This is a genomic window from Acinetobacter sp. 789_lipA (assembly GCF_058242845.1).
This window is the reverse complement of the sequence record NZ_JBZAYS010000001.1, coordinates 2,518,296-2,539,913: the sequence shown is the minus strand read 5'-3', so window position 1 is coordinate 2,539,913 and position 21,618 is coordinate 2,518,296. Positions and strand designations below refer to the sequence as shown.

The window sequence follows — 21,618 nt, the reverse complement described above, 5'->3', positions numbered from 1 at the left end:
TTTACCTATGAGGCAAGTTGTACTTGATTGCGTCCTAAAGTTTTGGCTTGGTATAACGCCCGATCAGCGCGATTTAACAAGCTCTGTAGGCTATTTTTCGTTGGTAGAACTTGGTGCACCACACCAAGACTCACCGTCATACTCAAAACCGCATGCGCCACTTGCGTTTTTGAAGTGGCGACAGCGCGACAGATACGTTCTGCAATGATTTGTGATTCAATTTCAGTGGTATTATTTAGCACCACCACAAATTCTTCACCGCCCATACGTGCAAATAAATCCTGCTCACGTAAATTACTTTTTACCGTCGTGGCAAAGCTTTGTAGCAATTCATCACCAATATAGTGACCATATTGATCGTTCATTTTCTTGAAATGATCAATATCCAGCACAATGATACTCATCGACTTAACCAGATTTTTCTTCAATAAGTTTTCAGTTTGAGTGAAGAAAAAACGGCGATTTCCCACATGAGTTAAGGGGTCGTGGTTGGCCAGATAGAGCACTTCTTTATACAGATCATGACGATTACGACTCACAATACATAAAAGCAAAGGTGCAATCATCAACATGCACAGCCCTATACGCACCGAAATAGAAGTGGCCAAGAAGTTATCTGCTGTACGTGAAATATAATAGGTCGTTAAACTATGATACATCACAAAACAAACCAAACTGTTAATGATACTCACATAAAATAAGTTGTAACTTAAAGCCGCCCAAATCAGCCCTGCTAAAGGAAAAAGTAAGGCGCCTGGACCAAAGAAAAGATGAGTACACGCCACAGAAATTAAAACTGACAGTAAGGGTAAAACATCGACAAACTGGGTTTCGCACTGTCTACGGTTATTCCAAAGATACTTTAATTTCTTCGCTGCAGGAAAGGTCAACATGAGGGGTAAAAGTGAAATACAATTTAGAACTTCCCCCGTCCACCAAATATAAAACTCAGCCCAAAGGTCTTGCGTGCTCATAAAGGTGTGTGGCATATACGGAACGACAGCAACGGCAAATATCGCGCTGGAAAAGCACCCAAGAAAAACACAAACCAAGAAAAGATAAAGAAAATTTAAGCCTTTGTTATATGCACGATAGTCAATTTGTAAATAATGGATAAAGAATAAAGACACGCCTACCGTCATAAAATTGGCGATTGTTAAAGCCAAAGTCAGCTCAAGATGATTCCCTGTGACTAAGTCTGCCAACATATAACCAATAAAAGCACCCAACCAACCACCGACATTTCTAAGTGGCTTAAACCGTAAAAATAAGCCGATCAGTACAGCATTAGCTGGCCAAAAATAAGCGAAATATGCAATCGGCCGAGTGAATATCCCAAGCAAACAGCAGACAAAAATCACCGCAGCAACCATCAAACATGCTCGGCCATGCTGTTTAAAATTCAACGATACTTCTGTGAGCTTAACTGCGTACAAAATATTCCCTCATTTTTACATGAGTTATGATTAAACATCATGTTTTCTACTGTCACTTTGCTTGCAAACGATGCATTGATGAAAATCATCACAGATTGACAATATTTACTAAATAAACTCTATCGATTGTTCGTTATGGTTTCAATATGATTTTTTGATTTATATCCTGAATCTAGATATTTACGATTAAATGCTGATATCACTCTCACCCATAAAAAAAGCCTCCACATCGGGAGGCTTTTTGATCTTTGGACTTATTTTGCTTCAGGCGCTGGTGCTGATGCACCTGCTGCTTCAGACTCTAAAGGTGCAGCATCAATCATCTCTGGACTAACTTCAATATTGGTTACTGGTGTTTCAGCCGCTGAACTTTCCACTGGCGTTTGTTCAGTCTCTTGTTTTTTGTCACTACACGCAGCAAGCGACAGCATTGTTGCAGAAGCTAAAACCACCAAAGCCATTTTCATGTTAATCATTATTCACCTTCACATTAGTCATCAATTGCTTGAAACAATACTACTTATTTTTGCTCAAGTTTAAAGTATTCATTTGTGAGCAATCTTTTGAAATTAAGGCAGAATTATAACATCATTAAACAGAAATAATAAAAACAAGCTCGAAGCAAACTTGTTTTTATCTATCCAAGAATACACTCGAATTAAACAGGATACGCTGTCGCGACTTCCTGACTAATCATTGCCGCAGTTGCTGCAGATAGCGTCCAACCTAAGTGCCCATGTCCTGTATTAAAGAACACACGTTCTAGCTTTCCACGGCGAACTACAGGCATCATATTCGGCATCATGGGGCGAAGACCTGCCCAAGGGACCGCATGCTCTGTCGAAACTTTAAAGTTACGATTGGTCCAGTCAACAAGAGGTTGAATCCGATCTGCACGGATATCACGGTTATAGCCATTAAACTCAGCAGTGCCAGCGACACGGAAACGATCTTTACCTAAACGTGAAGTTACAATTTTCGCGCTTTCATCCAGCAAGCTCACCCACGGCGCATTTTGCTGACTCTCTTCGTCATTTAACATCACAGTAATCGAATATCCCTTTACAGGATAAACATTGACGCGTTCTTGAACCAATTCAGCCAATTGATAGCTACCCACACCTGCACAAACCACAACAGCATCGGCAGCCAATATCTCCACTTCATTTGGAAGCAGTTCAACATTTTCTGAACTTGGTTGTAACTTCACTTCAACACCTGAGCTTAAGTGCTGAATATCTGTCACATCCATACCAAAACGATACTTCACACCTAACTTTTTGGTGACTTCAGCCAAACCTGTGGTGTACTTATGAATATCACCCGTCGCATCACCTTCACAATAAAATCCAGCATAATATTCGCCGGTCAATGTCGGCTCAATTTGCTTAATTTCTTCATTGCTTACGCCACAACGTTCAAGTCCACCTTTATTGAGTAAATCATTGACTCGAATGGCAACGTCATAATCTTGTTTATTATGATAAAAATGCAAAATACCACGTTTTTCTAAATTGAAATCGATTGACTCTTTATCCGCAATTTCGAACAAGCGTTGACGAGCCAATAAAGCCAAACGTACTGTTTCGTGGGTATTGGCCTCATAATGTTTAATATTGCCCAAAAATTCCATCAGCCATGCATATTTATGTACACTAAATGCAGGATTGAGCAATAAAGGAGCAGATTTTTGAGACATCCATTTCATGCCTTTCAGCACTGTCGATTTTTGGTTCCAAACTTCCGCATTGCATGCAGACAGTTGTCCACCATTTGCAAAAGAAGTTTCCATGGCTGGAAATAAATGCCGATCCACAACTGTCACTTGATAACCCAGTTGACTTAATTCATACGCAGTTGTGACGCCTGTAATTCCAGCACCAATGACAACGACATGACACATAGACACCTCCTTTTTATTGTTTGATGTCAACCCCATCTGTCATGTGTACCTGAGAGCTTCGACCTAAAACATACCATGATGTTTTAAACCATCCCCTTCGGTGAGTGATTGAACACTTCTCTCCAGAGTTTTTTCATTATTACAGTCCTTTTGCCTGAGAGTTTCCGGGGTCGTTGCTCCTTCGGCGAATGCAGAACATTTCTCTCCTGCAATAATGCTTATTATTCTATGAGCAATTTATATACCATGTAATCACCCGATTGGAAACTGCTCTTAAAGTATTATCTTTCGTTTATTTTTATAGAGCACAACCTCAGCTTAGGACAAGCGTTGCACTATACTGGCTAACATGACTATCTTTTTGCTTTAAAAGAGGACACGTACTGTCGGACATTAGCGCTATCCTAAGGTCATCTAAACATCTTTGAGCATAGGTACGGTCTATACTCTTCGGATGTTTCATTTTATTTTTTCTCAACCTTAAAAGAATGAATGAGTTGTTCTGCATCTTGATAAATTTCTTGCCAATGCGGCAGTAACTCACTATGAAATTTTATAGTGATATAACTCGTATTAAACCCATAATTGGGCTGATGTGTATTAAATTCACATTTTGTTGCCCCATCCTTAAAATAAAGACACTTAATGGTTAGGCTTACCCCTTTACCTTTACGTTCCTGCCAATACACCTTTTTTCCAACACCGTCATCACTTTTTACCTCTATTTCATAGAGTCCCAAATCTGAGTTAAATGTTTTTGTTTCATCTATCCATACTCCACTCACCTCTTCCCCACCAGAAAACATTCCTTTTCTTAAGTATTCTTTTAAAAGCAAAAACTCATTAAAAAAGTCTTTACTTCCTTGCTCCTCTTTCCAATCTGAGCGTTGGTTTAATGCTATTGTGATCTCATTTTTATACTCAGAACCTAGTCTAAAGCCTTCACTCGACGTTGTCATTTCAGGCCATTTCACTTTCAAAGCAATACTTTGAATTTGATCATCACAACCTTTGGCCTCGTGTTCTTCTTTGATATTTTTCCCCCAATAATTCACACCTTGATAAGTCACTCTGCCAAAAAGTAAATACTGCTTATCAATAAGCATGTGCCGATCACCAAATTTTCCACAAGCATATAAGCGCGCTTTAACTTTTTCAGGGTCATGCATACTGTCATAGCCGTATATCAACAATGAAATAACCAAAACTGTGAGTAATGACAAAAATATAATGGTGCCTCGTCTGACTGTGCTTATTTTTTTATTCATATCCCCCTTCCTTTTTTTCTTTTAAAAATGAACTCTCTAAATTTTCTTACTCAGTAAGACCAAATTTGGCACTTAACTTAATAGGTAAGATGCTGTTTTCTGAGTATCGTGATAACCATAGCGGGCATAATATGCCAACAGCTCTTTTCTTACATTTAAGATTAGCTTTCATACGTAAATAAAAAAAGTCAGACCGAAGTCTGACTTTAATGTGTATTCTCTTAAATATAAAGAGAATTTTCTAGTATTCAATCGGTGCAAATGGTGCAACGACGTCTGCATTTTGAGCACGATGGCGCATAAAGTGATCCATTAAAACAATCGCAAGCATTGCTTCTGCAATCGGAGCCGCACGCACACCTACACAAGGGTCATGACGACCTTTGGTTAATACGTCAGTATCTTCACGATTAATATTGATCGTTTTACCCGGTGTAGTAATAGACGCTGTTGGTTTAAGCGCAATTGCAACACGAATGGTTTGACCACTCGAAATACCGCCTAAGATGCCCCCTGCATGGTTCGCAAGAAAGCCATCAGTGGTTAACTCATCACGGCTCTCATGTCCAAACTGACCAGCAACGGCAAAACCATCGCCAATCTCAACACCTTTGACCGCATTAATGGACATCATGGCATGTGCAATATCAGCATCTAAACGATCAAAAACAGGCTCGCCCCAACCTACAGGCACTTTTTCAGCCAAAATTTCAAGCTTTGCACCGCAACTGGTACCTTGTTCACGCAATGAAGTCACAAGTGCTTCAAAACGTGGTACGGCATCGACATCGCCACAGAAAAATGGATTATTGGGTACTTCATTCCAATCCAATTTTTCAGCAATTTCAGTCCCAATTTGGGTCACATGACCACGAATTAAAATACCAAACTTTTCAGCCAAGTATTTTTTCGCAATTGCACCCGCAGCCACACGCATAGCCGTTTCACGCGCACTTGAACGGCCACCACCACGGTAATCACGAAAACCGTACTTTTGTGTATAAGTATAATCTGCATGTCCCGGACGGAAGCTTTGTGCAATATTGCCGTAATCTTTGGATTTTTGATCAGTGTTACGGATCAATAAACCAATTGGTGTGCCTGTTGTTTTACCTTCAAACACACCTGAAATGATTTCAACTTCATCAGGTTCTTTGCGCTGCGTCGCAAATTTAGAAGTGCCCGGCTTACGACGGTCTAAATCTTTTTGTAAATCATCTGCTGTAAGCTCAAGGCCCGGTGGAACACCATCCACAATCGCCATTAAGCCTACACCATGAGATTCACCACAAGTCGTTACACGGAAGAGTTGCCCTATACTATTACCTGCCATGTCTAACGACTCCTTTTATGCTTGAACAGATTGAATGAATAAATCACGGAATTGACGGCATTGAGCAGCGGTCAATGCAAAGATTCCTGTACCGCCTTTTTGGAACTGTAACCAGTAAAAATCAACAGTATTAAAGTTTTGGCGCATTGCCCATTCAGAATTACCCACTTCAATCACGATGAGACCATCTTCAGTTAAGTAATCTGGCGCTTGAGCTAACATTTTACGAACCAAATCTAAGCCATCTTGACCTGCTGCCAGAGCCAATTCTGGTTCATGGTGGAATTCTTCAGGTAAATCTGCCATGTCTTCAGCGTCCACATAAGGTGGGTTCGACACGATAAGATCATATTGATTTTCAGCAGGAATTTTGGAGAACAGGTCAGACTCAAGTAAAGCCACTTGATACTGTTTGTCGTGGTGTTCCGAGTTAATTTGAGCCACTTCTAAAGCTTCTTTAGAAATATCTGTTGCATCTACTTCTGCATCTGGGTACGCATAAGCCAAAGCAATCGCGATACAACCTGAACCCGTGCACATATCTAAAATACGTTGTGGCGTTTTTGGATTCGGGTTTTCTGGCAAGTTATTGACTGCTTCACCCATTTGTCCATTTTCACCTAAGCAATAAGGTGCAAAACGGTTTTGAATCAATTCTGCAATCGGTGAACGTGGAATCAGTACTCGTTCATCGACATAATATGGTTTGCCATCAAAATAAGCCAAATTAAGCAAATACGAAGTCGGTACTTTTTCATTAATACGACGTTCTAATAAGCTTAAAACTTCTGTCTTTTCGCTTGGTAGTAGCTTCGACTCTAAGATTTCAGCATCCGCATTCCAATCTAAAGATAAAGTTTGTAAAACCAAAGCTGAGCTTTCAGCAAAATAGTCTTCTGTACCTTGACCTAAATGTGCATCGTATTGACGTAATGCTGTCACTCCAAAACGGATAAAATCACGAATTGTGCTTAAGTTTTCAGCGGCTTCCTGTATATGTTCAGGGCTAATAGTCGGGCGATCCACTAAAGGCGTCTCCAAGGTCATAATAAAAACGCCTTATGATACCCTGTTTTTCTATGATTTATAAAGTTTTGATGCGCAGCAAACACATTTTCATACGCTTTGCTCTTATTTGCTGATACGGCCTGTACGTGCTTCGTACATATCTGCACGGGTTTGCGTCATTTGCATCAGACAAGAAATACGCTGTAATTCAGTCTTTTCATTTTTCACGATAGGTTTGTTATTACAAATCTGATCACGCTGCGCCAGCCATTGCTGATGAGACTGTTTAACTAATCCTTGCTCTTCTGCAGGAGTCTTCGCTAAATACGGCTTAAATACTTTCTTTAAGCGTTTTTTTTGTACTTTATATTCTTTACTCATGCATGCATCAATTTCACTCAACACATTGCCAGTTTGCTTCATGCATGCTTCATATTTTTTAGTTGGGCCCATTGCATAGGCTGAACCACTGAACAATCCCACAACAAGCAACGTACTGAATATTTGTTTCAATTCCTTTCCCCAAAGCAAATTTTCTTCATTCATTTTTTAATCTAGTCATTCACAACATCTACGTGCTGCAGCGCTTTAATATAACATCCTATTTTGTATGAACATACTAGCCCTCTATAAAATTTCCACCACACAGCTTTTTACATGAACTCACAGGCTTTGCATTGAAACCTGATCAAACAGCCTTATTATAAAGTGAGTTCTTCTGCCAATATTCTCCAAACTTATGAGTTATAAACACAACAACTTAATGGCGATGCGTGAACGCTATTGGAATGACACCGAAAACAATCATGTCGACACTGAAAAAGCCTATTTCCAAAAGCTGTTACAGCAACAAGGGATCTATGAATGTGCAACCATTGAAGATGCTCGATACTTCTTTTTTAGCCTACCGAGCATCATCATTGTTAAAGGTTATGCACATGGATTTATGCACCAACCGGTACAAGAAATGATCCTCCAACACATACAAATGCATAAAGATGAATTGATTCAGAAAAATACGCTTAAAGTAAAATTTCGCATGTAACAATCCCGATGAGGCTTTATTTAGATGGTTGCTTAACACTTATGGCCTTTTTTAACTCGAGATTCAGCAAGTTGAACTTTTTTAATACGTGAATACACGATATTATCCGTTACAATCTAAAATGCTGCCCTTGCTGATGAAAGGATTTTACTGAATTATGTCAGATCACAACGATAAGCTTAAACAACTGAAAACCTCCTCTATGGATCGTCGTTTATCGATTGCCAAAGCTTCGTTGCTTGCTGGAACACGTTGGGCTGCTTCTAATGCGACAACTATGTTTTCTAGCGAAGAAGAAAAAGAAAAGAAACGCAAAAAAGCAATGAAAGAACAGGCCGATTATCTTGTTTCTGAAATAGGCAAACTTAAAGGTTCTATCGTCAAAATTGGCCAAATGATGGCACTTTATGGTGAACACTTTCTACCTGAAGAAATCACGCAAGCCTTAAATACTTTAAATAATCAAACAGTCGCTTTAGCGTGGCCTGCGATAAAACAGCAACTGCACAGCCAGTTGGGTTCTAAACTAGATGATTTAACCATCGATCATGAGCCACTGGGCACTGCATCACTGGCACAAGTCCACCGTGCAACGCGTAAGTCTGATGGTTTAGAGATGGTATTGAAAATTCAATATCCAGGCGTTGCTGAAGCCATTGACTCAGATATGAGCCTGTTTAAAAACATGCTTAAACTGACACGTATGGTGCCGCAAACACGCGAATTCGACCAATGGTTCGATGAAGTTCGTGAGATGATGCACCGTGAAGTGAATTATAAAATTGAGGCTGCAACCACACGCCGCTTTGCTGCTCGCTTAAAAGAAGACCCACGCTACATCGTGCCGCAAATTATAGATGGTTACTGCACAGACCAAGTATTGTGTATGACATTTGAACGTGGCGTGCCGATTAACAGCCCTGTCATGCTGTCTCTGCCGCAAGAACGTCGCAACAAACTTGGCGAAGCATCACTTGAAATTGCGGTACGCGAGATTTTTGAATGGGGTGAAATGCAGACCGACCCGAACTTTGGTAATTACCTCGTTCGCTTAGGCAATGGCAATGACATCTTGGACAAAATCGTTCTGCTTGATTTTGGCGCAATCCGACAGTTTGATGAACACTTACTTGGTGTCGCACGTAAGCTCATTCATGCTGGGTTTAATCATAGTAGTGAAGAAATGGTTCAAGCAATGACAGGCTATGAGTTTTTCGACTCTATCCCTCAAAGCATTAAACCGGATATGGCTAAAGTCTTCTTACTTGCAACTGAAGCATTCAGCAGTCCAAGCAATAACCCAGACTTACCTACTGGTGTTATGGATGAGCACTTTGCTTATGACTGGAAAGCAAGCCAACTTCATAGCCGTGTAATGCAGCAAGCTTCAAAGTCGATGGCGTCTCGCTATTTTAGTGTTCCACCGAAAGAATTTATGTTTATCAGCCGTAAATTCATCGGTGCTTATACCTTTATGACTGTGATTGAAGCGAAAACTAATGTTCGCGCAATGGTGAAAAAATTTATCTAAAAGTACATTGACCAAAATGACGCGATGTCATTTTGGTCAATTGATCAATCATTTCAATTCCAAACGATTCAATAAAAAACTTAAAAAACAAAATATTAGAATAATTTAAAATACGCCACATACCGTTTATCTTTGACAATACGTCATGTCAGTCATGACATAGTTATTCGTGTGCCGCTATGTCAGCATAAAACCACAGAATAATTCTGCTGGATGAAAATAATGACAAATATGGTAAATAAGGCGCAGGGATTTGGCTTATCACTGATCACAAAAATGGCAAGTAGCGACGTACTTGACCAATTAAAACTTAGAAAATTTATGGAGAAATCGCTTTATCAAGGCTCAAAAGCGGGCTATAAGACTCTATCAAAAACACAAAAAGCCTTTAAAGCCAATAAAGATCTACATAAACAACGGCTCAACAATCAAGAAAAATCATTATTTGATCTGAGCTATTCAGAAGATCAGCAAATGACCATCGACACCATGTCACAGTTTGCCGCCGATATACTTTACCCATTAGCCGCAAGTGCCGATCAAAATGAAACTTTTCCAACAGAACTTTGGCAATATATCGAAGAGCTAGGTCTGAACTTTTATGCTTTGCCTGAGGCACTCGGTGGTGTCGCTGCTGAGAAAAATATTCTGAGTAATGTGCTTATCGCGGAGCATCTGGCCAAAGGTGACTTTAGTTTAGCCGCGGGTATGCTCTCTACCTTTAGTGTAATTAATGCCATTACGCAATGGGGTTCGGAGCAAGTACAAGCTTTATATTTAAACAGTTTTGCGCAAGACAGTAGCATTCGCGCTAGCTTTGCAATTCAAGAAGTTACGCCTGCTTTTAATCCTTACCAGTTAAAAACCAAAGCCATTTCACGTGATGGTCAATATTTTATTCAAGGTGAAAAGACACTGGTACTATTGGCTGAAAGTGCAGATATTTTCCTTGTCAGTGCTGAACTTAATGCTCAAACTGAAGTTTTTATTCTCAGACGGGATGAAAGTATTCAGTTTAAAAAATCTCCCGCTATGGGGCTCAAAGCAACGGAAACAGCAACTTTAATTTTTAATCAAACCCCTGCTTTACGCTTAGGTGATGAAGATTTCAACTACACGGCATTTTTAGACCTCGGCAATTTAATGTGGTGTTCAATGGCGGTCGGCACATGTGAGGCGGTCAAAAAATATTGTATTGAATATGCCAATGAACGTACCGCCTTTGGTGAACCCATTTCACATCGTCAAAGTGTTGCTTTTATGATTGCCGATATGGCCATTGAAATTGATGCAATGCGTATGCTCATTCTAAATGCCGCAAGTCTAGCTGAATCTGGGCAGACATTTCACCGTGAAGCCTATTTAGCACGCTTACTTTGTGCCGAAAAAGCCATGAAAATTGGCACCGATGGTGTACAGATTTTAGGTGGGCACGGATTCACCAAAGAACACCCTGTTGAGCGTTGGTATCGTGATTTACGTGCAACAGCGATTGTTCACTCTGGTCTACATGCATAATAAAAAGGAAAATTGGCATGAATTTACAAAACCCTAAAAAATTTAAATTACTGATTGATCAAGCCCACCAAGTGGCCATCAATGTACTTCGCCCTATCTCCCGAAAATACGACAAAGCTGAACACAGCTATCCTAAAGAACTGGATATGTTGGCATCTTTAGTCGATGGTATGAATGAAGGCGGTGAAGGTATGAACGCAGGGGCCGCTGTCGGCAAGCGAGGTACCAATGAACAAGGTAATAAAAATGGAGTGAATCTCTCTACCGCTTTAAGTGTAATTGAAATGTGTTATGGAGATACCGCTTTACTCCTATCAATGCCCCGTCAAGGGCTGGGAAACTCAGCAATTGCAGCTGTTGCCAATGAAGAGCAATTACAACGCTTCAAAAACACATGGGCAGCTATGGCAATCACTGAACCAAACTGTGGCTCGGACTCTGCCGCTATTCGCACCACGGCAATAAAAGATGGTGATGATTACATCTTAAATGGTGAAAAGATTTTCGTGACTTCGGGGGAGCGTGCCGATGCTATCGTCGTTTGGGCAACTCTGGATAAAAAATTACGTCGTTCAGCAATCAAATCTTTTGTAATTCCTAAAGGAACTGCTGGCATGACAGTGGACCGTTTAGAACTTAAGCTAGGAATCAAAGCCTCTGATACCGCAGTTATTCGTTTAATCGACTGCCGAGTGCCAGCCAATAACCTACTGGGAAATGCGGAAATTGATATTGCTAAAGGTTTTGCTGGCGTGATGGAAACTTTTGATAATACCCGTCCGCTCGTTGCAGCGATGGCTATAGGTTGTGCCAAGGCCTCACTAGAACGCATTAAAGAGATATTCAACGATTATTTAGATCCTCAGTATATAACACCATACTTACAGACGACTCATATTGCGAGCCAAATTTATCGTATGGAAGCCGAATGGGAAGCGGCACGTTTACTCACCTTAAAAGCCGCATGGATGGCAGATAACAAGAAACTGAACTCAAAAGAAGCCTCCATCTCCAAAGCCAAAGCTGGTCGAATTTGTAATGAAATTACCCTTAAGTGCGTCGAACTTGCGTCAACGGTCGGCTACAACGAAGATGAGCTTTTGGAAAAATGGGCAAGAGATTCTAAAATTCTAGATATTTTTGAAGGTACGCAACAAATTCAGCAACTCATTATCGCACGCCGTGAACTAGGAAAGTCATCGAGCGAATTGAAATAATATAAAACGTCCCATTCGGATATGTTGAAGTCATGGTTTTTATAAATAGAAGATTATGGCCTCACATTGAAAATAATATAAAGGAAGAAATTACTGGACTTAAATTCATGTTATCTAACAACGGCTTAAAATATTTCCTGCGCTTAAAAAGCGTACCACAATCACAGAGTTTAACTTTCTTAAGCATGCTTCATATTAAATGAATGCTTATAATTTTTTATGTAGCCTCACTCTATTTTTTAAATAGTATTTGTTGAGCATCATCATAAAACAAATAGCCGATACTGTTTTCTGCTATGTATAAATCACTCTTTTTTGAAATTTAAAAGTTTTTTATAAGTCGTCAACCATGTCTTTACATTAGGATTTATATTCTCCTAATTTCCACCCTAATATTTGGAGAATAGCCAGTCTTACAAATTTAGATGCTTAGACTCTGCTTAGGCTATTTATTATAAGCAATAGAAATTTTTTACTTATCCATGCAATCACTTATGGAAAACTTAAATACTTTGAGTTTATGTGACAGAACTGTCTTTGCAAGCGGCTCTACTCACCGCATAAGAATATAGATTTTTGACTAATCGCCACTATTTCGCTTAAATAAAGTACGGATTTAACAAAACCATAAAATAGTACCTTCTGTCTCAACTTGACTGTAATTGCACAGCTCAATATGATCTTCTCAGACATTACACCAATGGATATACAGTTTGCTGAATTATCAACGATACTTGCCAACACCTCATATTAAAGCTAAATCAGTTTTAATTTTAACAACAACTTTAATATTTACTGGTTGTGCATCACTGGGTGGCGGTTCCGTTGAAAAGCGTTCAGCAAAATTAGCCAATGGTATTCAAAAGGCATACGCTGTTGAACCCAATACAGCACTACGTATTGCACCCATGATTGTACAAAGTGCCGATCGCTATAATGTCGATCCATTATTAGTTGCAGCGGTCATAAGGCAAGAGTCTAGCTATAGAAATTATGCTGTTTCCCCTGCTGGTGCTATTGGACTTACTCAAGTTATCCCACGCTATTGGCAACAAACCTGCCCTGGCGATTTATTTGAAGAAGTTAATAATATTAATTGTGGTACGTATATTCTTGCCAACTATAACCAGAAAGCAGAAAGTTGGCCCAAAGCTTTGGCTTATTATAATGTCGGTCCAACAGGCTACCATTCGAGTTGGAAAATGAAGCGTCAAGGTAAGAAATACGCCAAACAGGTTAAAGCACATCAAGAAACGTTAAAAGGTGCTCTGTGACCTTTTTAAATATGACATAAAAGTCAGAAAATGCTGGCTTTTTACCATTTATATAGATACATATTCTCGGCTCTTCACTTTTTTCTCATTTATATTATTTAACCTTCCTTGCATAAAAAAATCCCCCTATCTCATTTGAGTTAGGGGGATTTAGAATTAATGAGCTGGCGATGACTTACTCTCACATGGATAACTCCACACTACCATCAGCGCTAAGAGGTTTCACTTCTGAGTTCGGGAAGGGATCAGGTGGTTCACTCTTGCTATTGTCGCCAGCACAACTGTTTATGACTATTCGTTGGGTCTTATTTACACATTGTGTATGCCTAACTTTCATCAAATGAGTTATTAACAGGTATATTTGAGTTGATTTTAACATAAAGCATAGCTTTATGTCTTGCGCTCGGACAAACATAATTAATGTTTGTTTATTTCTCGCTCATGTATCTAGCTTTATAACTAAATCAAGTTGTTTGCAGTGATTTGAACCACAACACCAACTGTTTGGGTGTTGTATAGTCAAGCCTCACGAGCAATTAGTATTGGTCAGCTTCACATATCACTATGCTTCCACATCCAACCTATCAACGTCGTAGTCTTCAACGGCTCTTTAGAGGACATAAAGTCCTAGGGAAATCTTATCTTGAGGTAGGCTTCCCGCTTAGATGCTTTCAGCGGTTATCCCTTCCGAACATAGCTACCCGGCGATGCGACTGGCGTCACAACCGGTACACCAGAGGTTCGTCCACTCTGGTCCTCTCGTACTAGGAGCAGATCCTCTCAAATTTCCAACGCCCACGGTAGATAGGGACCGAACTGTCTCACGACGTTCTAAACCCAGCTCGCGTACCTCTTTAAATGGCGAACAGCCATACCCTTGGGACCTGCTTCAGCCCCAGGATGAGATGAGCCGACATCGAGGTGCCAAACACCGCCGTCGATATGAACTCTTGGGCGGTATCAGCCTGTTATCCCCAGAGTACCTTTTATCCGTTGAGCGATGGCCCTTCCATACAGAACCACCGGATCACTAAGACCTACTTTCGTACCTGCTCGACTTGTGGGTCTCGCAGTTAAGCGCGCTTTTGCCTTTATACTCTACGCGTGATTTCCGACCACGCTGAGCGCACCTTCGTACTCCTCCGTTACTCTTTAGGAGGAGACCGCCCCAGTCAAACTACCCACCAGACATGGTCCTCGTCCCGGATAACGGGACAGAGTTAGAACCTCAATATTACCAGGGTGGTATTTCAAGATTGGCTCCACCGAAACTAGCGTCTCGGTTTCAAAGCCTCCCACCTATCCTACACAAGTAAGATCAAAGTTCAATGTCAAGCTGCAGTAAAGGTTCACGGGGTCTTTCCGTCTAGCCGCGGGTACACCGCATCTTCACGGCGAATTCGATTTCACTGAGTCTCTGCTGGAGACAGCGCCCCCATCATTATGCCATTCGTGCAGGTCGGAACTTACCCGACAAGGAATTTCGCTACCTTAGGACCGTTATAGTTACGGCCGCCGTTTACTGGGGCTTCGATCAAGAGCTTCGCTTACGCTAACCCCATCAATTAACCTTCCAGCACCGGGCAGGCATCACACCCTATACGTCCACTTTCGTGTTTGCAGAGTGCTATGTTTTTAATAAACAGTTGCAGGGGCCTGGTTTCTGTGGCTGCCAATAGCTCAAGGAGTAAATCCTATCACCGTCGGCAGCGTACCTTCTCCCGAAGTTACGGTACCATTTTGCCTAGTTCCTTCAGCAGAGTTCTCTCAAGCGCTTTGGTCTACTCGACCTGACCACCTGTGTCGGTTTCGGGTACGATTCCTATGTAACTGAAGCTTAGAGACTTTTCCTGGAAGCATGGTATCAGCCACTTCACTGTACAAGTACAGCTTGCTATCAGTTCTCAGCATACAGTACCCCGGATTTGCCTAAGATACATGCCTACAACCTTCCACCTGGACAACCAACGCCAGGCTGACTTAACCTTCTCCGTCCTCTCATCGCATTACATAGAAGTATTGGAATATTAACCAATTTCCCATCGACTACGCCTCTCGGCCTCGCCTTAGGGGTCGACTCACCCAGCCCCGATTAACGTTGGACTGGAACCCTTGGTCTTTCAGCGTGCGAGTTTTTCACTCGCATTGTCGTTACTCACGTCAGCATTCGCACTTCTGATACCTCCAGCATACTTCTCAATACACCTTCATCGGCTTACAGAACGCTCCCCTACCACTTGCAATAAATTGCAAATCCGCAGCTTCGGCATATAGTTTTAGCCCCGTTACATCTTCCGCGCAGGCCGACTCGACTAGTGAGCTATTACGCTTTCTTTAAAGGGTGGCTGCTTCTAAGCCAACCTCCTAGCTGTCTATGCCTTCCCACATCGTTTCCCACTTAACTATAATTTTGGGGCCTTAGCTGGCGGTCTGGATTGTTTTCCTCTTGACTACGGACGTTAGCACCCGCAGTCTGTCTCCCGGATAGTACTCATTGGTATTCGGAGTTTGCATCGGTTTGGTAAGTCGGGATGACCCCCTAGCCGAAACAGTGCTCTACCCCCAATGGTATTCGTCCGAGGCGCTACCTAAATAGCTTTCGGGGAGAACCAGCTATCACCGAGTTTGATTAGCCTTTCACCCCTATCCACAAGTCATCCCCTGGCTTTTCAACGACAGTGGGTTCGGTCCTCCAGTTAGTGTTACCCAACCTTCAACCTGCTCATGGATAGATCACCCGGTTTCGGGTCTACACCCAGCAACTAAACGCCCTATTAAGACTCGATTTCTCTACGGCTCCCCTATGCGGTTAACCTTGCTACTGAATGTAAGTCGCTGACCCATTATACAAAAGGTACGCAGTCACCGAACATGTCGGCTCCCACTGCTTGTATGCATGCGGTTTCAGGATCTATTTCACTCCCCTCACAGGGGTTCTTTTCGCCTTTCCCTCACGGTACTGGTTCACTATCGGTCAGTCAGGAGTATTTAGCCTTGGAGGATGGTCCCCCCATATTCAGACAAGGTTTCACGTGCCCCGCCCTACTCGACATCATCATATAAGCCCTTTCGTGTACAGGACTATCACCCACTATGGTTGCACTTCCCAGAGCATTCCACTAGAACTTATATGACTTAATGGGCTTTTCCCCGTTCGCTCGCCGCTACTGAGGGAATCTCAATTGATTTCTTTTCCTAAGGGTACTGAGATGTTTCACTTCCCCTCGTTCGCCTCGTATGACTATGTATTCATCATACGATACCTGCCTTATGACAGGTGGGTTTCCCCATTCAGAAATCTCCGGATCACAGGATATTTGCCGCCTCCCCGGAGCTTATCGCAGGCTATTACGTCTTTCATCGCCTCTGACTGCCAAGGCATCCACCACATGCACTTAATTACTTGACTATACAACCCCAAACAGTCGTAGCACCTACAAGTAGTACTAGGACAGATCGATTGCTCGATCATACAGTTTGTTGCTCTGTGTACTTAAACACTGTACAGCTTCAATTCAATTCACATACCAAAACGCTTGATTCAGTTAATTTCGCTAGTAACTCATTTCTTCAACCTTCATCAATCAGTAATAAATCACTGTTAATGTCGATCTTAAAAACGAGTATGAACAAATTATTTCAACTCAAATATATTCTGTTAATGATTTTTCCAGCCTTCGTCAGGTCAGGAAACTGTGATAAATCACAGAAGTTAATAAAATGTAAACCAATGTCTACCTCTTACTAATTTCTATAATCTAACTACTTAGCTTATATATTGAAGAACAATATATGGTGGAGACTAGGAGAGTCGAACTCCTGACCTCCTGCGTGCAAAGCAGGCGCTCTACCAACTAAGCTAAGTCCCCAGCTTATCAATAAGTCAATGTCTCTGTTTTTCTGTATTCAGCATTTAACAATGCTTGTTAGTCAGATTTGGTGGGTCTGACAAGACTTGAACTTGTGACCCCACGCTTATCAAGCGTGTGCTCTAACCAACTGAGCTACAGACCCTCAGATACATCGTCATGAAGAACAACTTGTTGTGGATTCTTACCAATCGTCAATCTTTCGTTAAGGAGGTGATCCAGCCGCAGGTTCCCCTACGGCTACCTTGTTACGACTTCACCCCAGTCATCGGCCACACCGTGGTAAGCGTCCTCCTTGCGGTTAGACTACCTACTTCTGGTGCAACAAATTCCCATGGTGTGACGGGCGGTGTGTACAAGGCCCGGGAACGTATTCACCGCGGCATTCTGATCCGCGATTACTAGCGATTCCGACTTCATGGAGTCGAGTTGCAGACTCCAATCCGGACTACGATCGGCTTTTTGAGATTAGCATCCTATCGCTAGGTAGCAACCCTTTGTACCGACCATTGTAGCACGTGTGTAGCCCTGGTCGTAAGGGCCATGATGACTTGACGTCGTCCCCGCCTTCCTCCAGTTTGTCACTGGCAGTATCCTTAAAGTTCCCGGCTTAACCCGCTGGCAAATAAGGAAAAGGGTTGCGCTCGTTGCGGGACTTAACCCAACATCTCACGACACGAGCTGACGACAGCCATGCAGCACCTGTATGTAAGTTCCCGAAGGCACCAATCCATCTCTGGAAAGTTCTTACTATGTCAAGACCAGGTAAGGTTCTTCGCGTTGCATCGAATTAAACCACATGCTCCACCGCTTGTGCGGGCCCCCGTCAATTCATTTGAGTTTTAGTCTTGCGACCGTACTCCCCAGGCGGTCTACTTATCGCGTTAGCTGCGCCACTAAAGCCTCAAAGGCCCCAACGGCTAGTAGACATCGTTTACGGCATGGACTACCAGGGTATCTAATCCTGTTTGCTCCCCATGCTTTCGTACCTCAGCGTCAGTATTAGGCCAGATGGCTGCCTTCGCCATCGGTATTCCTCCAGATCTCTACGCATTTCACCGCTACACCTGGAATTCTACCATCCTCTCCCATACTCTAGCTTCCCAGTATCGAATGCAATTCCTAAGTTAAGCTCAGGGATTTCACATCCGACTTAAGAAGCCGCCTACGCACGCTTTACGCCCAGTAAATCCGATTAACGCTCGCACCCTCTGTATTACCGCGGCTGCTGGCACAGAGTTAGCCGGTGCTTATTCTGCGAGTAACGTCCACTATCCTAGAGTATTAATCCAAGTAGCCTCCTCCTCGCTTAAAGTGCTTTACAACCAAAAGGCCTTCTTCACACACGCGGCATGGCTGGATCAGGCTTTCGCCCATTGTCCAATATTCCCCACTGCTGCCTCCCGTAGGAGTCTGGGCCGTGTCTCAGTCCCAGTGTGGCGGATCATCCTCTCAGACCCGCTACAGATCGTCGCCTTGGTAGGCCTTTACCCCACCAACTAGCTAATCTGACTTAGGCTCATCTATTAGCGCAAGGTCCGAAGATCCCCTGCTTTCCCCCGTAGGGCGTATGCGGTATTAGCATTCCTTTCGGAATGTTGTCCCCCACTAATAGGCAGATTCCTAAGCATTACTCACCCGTCCGCCGCTAGGTCGTATAGCAAGCTATACTTCCCCGCTCGACTTGCATGTGTTAAGCCTGCCGCCAGCGTTCAATCTGAGCCATGATCAAACTCTTCAGTTAAAAATCATTAGTAGCTTATGGCTACAAATCTTGGCTCATCAATTTTCTGACAAATATTTCTCAAATAAACTTCGAGTAATTCTTACCATCAATCAATGAAATATTTTCGATCGATCAATCAGTAAAAATCCACACAAGTTGTTCTTCATAATCTCTTAATGATCTTCTTACTGATTCGTCATCAGCAAGGCCTTCGCTTCAAGTTATTCACTGCATTGCGTTGGTATGCTGCGTATTCTATACAGATTTATTTGCAGCGCAAGTCATTTCATACAAATAGCTCCAAAAAACCATTTGATTGATTATTTTTAAATCAAAACACTTGATTTTGATTAAACCATGTACAATATTGTCGACTTATTCACTATATAAATGCGCTATCCAAATAATAAAAACAGCTAATGCTGTTTTTATTTAGACTATGTAAAAGCTACTGTGCTTGTTCAGCCAGCCAAGCCATAAACGCTTGTCGTTCAGTTTTAGATGCACTTTTCCAAGTATTAATTAATTGTTGAGCGTTGCTAGGGCTTGGTAGATCTTTTTGTTTCTCTGTCCCAGCTTTAGCCACAACAGCTTGTGATGTATAGACCGGTGCAGGCTGTACCACTATCGTTGCTTTTTGAGTTAAATCGGTTGGTGCGTCGCTAAATAAATTTTGAAGAATGCCTGCATTTTGAGTTTTACTGCCCTTTTGCTCAACCAGTAACTGATTCTTGGCATTGTAGAGACCAAAAATCGGCTGCTTAGCATAAGCCTTGGCATCATCATGGTTTTGCGGAGGACTGATCAGTGCCAAACGGTAAGACTGTTGGTCTTGTAAAATTGGGGTCTTAATATTCACAATCCCTGAGCGAACGATATCGTGTGAGCCAATACCTGGATGCTCTTCAAAAAACTGGGTATAGCGAACACTGATAATATTCTCACCTGCATCAATATTATATTTATTGTCAGAACTGAATAAACGACTCTTAACCTCTTGCCCATTTAAGCCTTCAATTTTTATTTCCTCTGGGGCAGTAATAGTCACTGCTGAAAATACTGAAGTACTCAACATCAATGCTGCTGTTACAAGGGTTATGCGTAAGGTCATTTTTACACTCTATCGATGGTTTATTAAAGTTTAGTTGCACTATGCAGTGTATAAATGACAATTTTATGACAATTTCTGAGCTTAGAACCAACTCGCAACTACAATATATATTGCTAAGCTTTGATATTTTAAAGATAAATCCCTAAACAAAAAAAGAGCAGATCAACTCTGCTCTTTTTCATTTTAATGACTAGCTATTAATTAAATGTTTTAAAGCGATCCACTTCCGCCATAAATGTTTTCTCACCTGCAGGTGCTTCAATCGAACCAAAAACAAGTTGAGCACGGAGTTTCCAATTTGCGGGGATATCGAAGATCTCTGTAATCTCAGCATCTACGATTGGATTGTAGTGCTGTAATGACGCACCAATATTTTGTTCAGATAACGCAGTCCATACGGCAAATTGAGCAATTGCAGAAGAATGTTCAGACCACACTGGGAAATTATCTGCATAAAGCGCAAATTGTTCCTGCAATGCTTTTACAACATCTTGGTCTTCATAAAATAAAACCGTACCATAGCCTGCAGCAAAGCTATTAATTTTGGCATTTGTGCCTTCAAAAGCAGCTTCTGGAACAATTTTACGTAAAGTTTCACGCACGATATTCCAAAATTGTAAATGCGACTCACCAAACAAAGTTACAATACGAGAAGTCTGTGAGTTAAATGCAGACGGACTGTGATTCACTGCTTCTTTAATTACAGATTCAATTTGTTCTGGTGTTAATGCTACATTTTTACCAACAGCATAAATGGTACGACGTTGTTTGATGTGGTCTAAAAATGACATGTTATTTTCCTCAGCGATCTCTCGATCTTGTTATATGCAGATTCATATTCATCATAGCTATTATTTTGAATTTGAACATGCTTAATTCAGCGACATAGTGTCTTAAAAATAGAACAATATGCCACAGGTCTAGGCCAATAAAGATTACCTCGTGTCATCATGTATAGATCATAAAGCGCTCTTCGTCTCTATGATGTTCTTTTTCTGCGACTTTTTCCTCTATCGAACCAAAGACTAATTGGGCACGTAATAGCCAATGTTTTGGAAGCTCAAAAATCTTAGAAATGTCAGCATCAATACTTGGGTTATAATGTTGCAATGAGGCACCTAAACCTGCATCTGCTAAACATGTCCATACAGCATATTGGATCAATTCAGCTAAATACACCTGACTTAAATGCACACGCTTCCCTAAAACATAAATACTACGGCGCTTTTTTAGTTGATCGATAAATGTGGTTTGTTTTAGGTCTTCTGCGTGATTTTTTTAAATTTTAAGTCTTTGGTTAAATCCGTTGTTAGAACTTGCCCAATTTTATGTAATAAAGCCATACCGTGTTCCCCAAAATGTACAGTGATGCCTATTGT

General features: G+C 41.5%; 14 protein-coding genes, 2 tRNA genes, 3 rRNA genes, 1 pseudogene and 1 riboswitch. Of the genes and pseudogenes, 5 read left to right on the top strand and 15 right to left on the bottom strand.

Annotated features, from left to right (window positions below; genetic code table 11):
• Positions 1–5 precede the first annotated feature (5 nt).
• The 7 genes from AC4CUZ_RS12345 to AC4CUZ_RS12315 form a co-directional block, all read right to left on the bottom strand.
• Positions 6–1,436, bottom strand: a complete 1,431-nt coding sequence (locus AC4CUZ_RS12345; RefSeq protein ID WP_490747661.1) for a GGDEF domain-containing protein — start codon at positions 1,434–1,436, stop codon at positions 6–8.
• 254 nt (positions 1,437–1,690) lie between these two features.
• Positions 1,691–1,912, bottom strand: coding sequence for a hypothetical protein (locus AC4CUZ_RS12340; protein WP_490747660.1), 222 nt, complete (start codon positions 1,910–1,912; stop codon positions 1,691–1,693).
• 182 nt (positions 1,913–2,094) lie between these two features.
• The gene (locus tag AC4CUZ_RS12335; protein ID WP_490747659.1) at positions 2,095–3,339 is read right to left on the bottom strand and encodes a D-amino acid dehydrogenase; all 1,245 of its coding nucleotides are present in this window, start codon (positions 3,337–3,339) and stop codon (positions 2,095–2,097) included.
• 132 nt (positions 3,340–3,471) lie between these two features.
• Positions 3,472–3,558, bottom strand: a riboswitch (glycine riboswitch).
• A 245-nt stretch (positions 3,559–3,803) separates the two neighbouring features.
• Positions 3,804–4,607, bottom strand: a complete 804-nt coding sequence (locus tag AC4CUZ_RS12330; protein ID WP_490747658.1) for a hypothetical protein — start codon at positions 4,605–4,607, stop codon at positions 3,804–3,806.
• 241 nt (positions 4,608–4,848) lie between these two features.
• Positions 4,849–5,940 (bottom strand): chorismate synthase, encoded by a 1,092-nt coding sequence (gene aroC / locus AC4CUZ_RS12325; RefSeq protein ID WP_234950202.1) that lies wholly within the window; start codon positions 5,938–5,940, stop codon positions 4,849–4,851.
• 15 nt (positions 5,941–5,955) lie between these two features.
• Positions 5,956–6,966, bottom strand: coding sequence for a 50S ribosomal protein L3 N(5)-glutamine methyltransferase (gene prmB, locus AC4CUZ_RS12320; RefSeq protein WP_010326759.1), 1,011 nt, complete (start codon positions 6,964–6,966; stop codon positions 5,956–5,958).
• A gap of 105 nt (positions 6,967–7,071) precedes the next feature.
• A complete protein-coding gene (locus AC4CUZ_RS12315; protein ID WP_490747657.1) occupies positions 7,072–7,494 on the bottom strand; it encodes a lysozyme inhibitor LprI family protein in 423 nt (140 codons plus the stop codon).
• A gap of 193 nt (positions 7,495–7,687) precedes the next feature.
• Between AC4CUZ_RS12315 and AC4CUZ_RS12310 the strand changes: the two genes are divergently transcribed.
• The 5 genes from AC4CUZ_RS12310 to AC4CUZ_RS12290 all read left to right on the top strand — a co-directional run bounded on the left by AC4CUZ_RS12310 (position 7,688) and on the right by AC4CUZ_RS12290 (position 13,533).
• The gene (locus AC4CUZ_RS12310; RefSeq protein WP_279692592.1) at positions 7,688–7,993 is read left to right on the top strand and encodes a hypothetical protein; all 306 of its coding nucleotides are present in this window, start codon (positions 7,688–7,690) and stop codon (positions 7,991–7,993) included.
• Between the two features lie 157 nt (positions 7,994–8,150).
• The gene (locus tag AC4CUZ_RS12305; protein ID WP_078390325.1) at positions 8,151–9,524 is read left to right on the top strand and encodes an ABC1 kinase family protein; all 1,374 of its coding nucleotides are present in this window, start codon (positions 8,151–8,153) and stop codon (positions 9,522–9,524) included.
• Positions 9,525–9,755: 231 nt separating this feature from the next.
• Positions 9,756–11,042, top strand: coding sequence for an acyl-CoA dehydrogenase family protein (locus AC4CUZ_RS12300; RefSeq protein ID WP_171065398.1), 1,287 nt, complete (start codon positions 9,756–9,758; stop codon positions 11,040–11,042).
• Between the two features lie 17 nt (positions 11,043–11,059).
• A complete protein-coding gene (locus tag AC4CUZ_RS12295) occupies positions 11,060–12,259 on the top strand; it encodes an acyl-CoA dehydrogenase family protein (protein ID WP_490747656.1) in 1,200 nt (399 codons plus the stop codon).
• A gap of 713 nt (positions 12,260–12,972) precedes the next feature.
• On the top strand, positions 12,973–13,533 hold the full coding sequence (locus AC4CUZ_RS12290; protein ID WP_490747655.1) for a lytic transglycosylase domain-containing protein: 561 nt from the start codon (positions 12,973–12,975) through the stop codon (positions 13,531–13,533).
• A 162-nt stretch (positions 13,534–13,695) separates the two neighbouring features.
• Here the strand turns inward: AC4CUZ_RS12290 and rrf are convergent.
• The 8 genes and pseudogenes from rrf to AC4CUZ_RS12250 all read right to left on the bottom strand — a co-directional run bounded on the left by rrf (position 13,696) and on the right by AC4CUZ_RS12250 (position 21,582).
• Positions 13,696–13,810 (bottom strand): 5S ribosomal RNA (rrf, locus tag AC4CUZ_RS12285).
• 238 nt (positions 13,811–14,048) lie between these two features.
• Positions 14,049–16,942 (bottom strand): 23S ribosomal RNA (locus AC4CUZ_RS12280).
• Between the two features lie 384 nt (positions 16,943–17,326).
• A tRNA-Ala gene (locus AC4CUZ_RS12275) sits at positions 17,327–17,402 on the bottom strand.
• A gap of 68 nt (positions 17,403–17,470) precedes the next feature.
• Positions 17,471–17,547, bottom strand: a tRNA-Ile gene (locus AC4CUZ_RS12270).
• Between the two features lie 61 nt (positions 17,548–17,608).
• Positions 17,609–19,146, bottom strand: a 16S ribosomal RNA gene (locus tag AC4CUZ_RS12265).
• Together the 16S, 23S and 5S rRNA genes with 2 tRNA genes alongside form the textbook arrangement of a ribosomal RNA operon.
• 430 nt (positions 19,147–19,576) lie before the next feature.
• Complete coding sequence (locus AC4CUZ_RS12260) at positions 19,577–20,239, bottom strand: DUF2057 family protein (protein ID WP_004697090.1); 663 nt, start codon at positions 20,237–20,239, stop codon at positions 19,577–19,579.
• A gap of 197 nt (positions 20,240–20,436) precedes the next feature.
• Positions 20,437–21,030, bottom strand: a complete 594-nt coding sequence (locus tag AC4CUZ_RS12255) for a nitroreductase family protein (protein ID WP_004697089.1) — start codon at positions 21,028–21,030, stop codon at positions 20,437–20,439.
• Positions 21,031–21,187: 157 nt separating this feature from the next.
• Positions 21,188–21,582, bottom strand: a pseudogene (locus tag AC4CUZ_RS12250) (hypothetical protein).
• Between the last annotated feature and the right edge of the window lie 36 nt (positions 21,583–21,618).

What these genes read in the sequence shown, in the direction of transcription:
- AC4CUZ_RS12340 (WP_490747660.1), bottom strand. Translation starts at nt 1,912, where the DNA reads ATGATTAACATGAAAATGGCTTTGGTGGTTTTAGCTTCTGCAACAATG.
- AC4CUZ_RS12295 (WP_490747656.1), top strand. Translation starts at nt 11,060, where the DNA reads ATGAATTTACAAAACCCTAAAAAATTTAAATTACTGATTGATCAAGCC.
- aroC (WP_234950202.1), bottom strand. Translation starts at nt 5,940, where the DNA reads ATGGCAGGTAATAGTATAGGGCAACTCTTCCGTGTAACGACTTGTGGT.
- AC4CUZ_RS12330 (WP_490747658.1), bottom strand. Translation starts at nt 4,607, where the DNA reads ATGAATAAAAAAATAAGCACAGTCAGACGAGGCACCATTATATTTTTG.
- AC4CUZ_RS12310 (WP_279692592.1), top strand. Translation starts at nt 7,688, where the DNA reads ATGAGTTATAAACACAACAACTTAATGGCGATGCGTGAACGCTATTGG.
- AC4CUZ_RS12305 (WP_078390325.1), top strand. Translation starts at nt 8,151, where the DNA reads ATGTCAGATCACAACGATAAGCTTAAACAACTGAAAACCTCCTCTATG.
- AC4CUZ_RS12335 (WP_490747659.1), bottom strand. Translation starts at nt 3,339, where the DNA reads ATGTGTCATGTCGTTGTCATTGGTGCTGGAATTACAGGCGTCACAACT.
- AC4CUZ_RS12255 (WP_004697089.1), bottom strand. Translation starts at nt 21,030, where the DNA reads ATGTCATTTTTAGACCACATCAAACAACGTCGTACCATTTATGCTGTT.
- AC4CUZ_RS12260 (WP_004697090.1), bottom strand. Translation starts at nt 20,239, where the DNA reads ATGACCTTACGCATAACCCTTGTAACAGCAGCATTGATGTTGAGTACT.
- AC4CUZ_RS12315 (WP_490747657.1), bottom strand. Translation starts at nt 7,494, where the DNA reads ATGAATGAAGAAAATTTGCTTTGGGGAAAGGAATTGAAACAAATATTC.
- AC4CUZ_RS12300 (WP_171065398.1), top strand. Translation starts at nt 9,756, where the DNA reads ATGGTAAATAAGGCGCAGGGATTTGGCTTATCACTGATCACAAAAATG.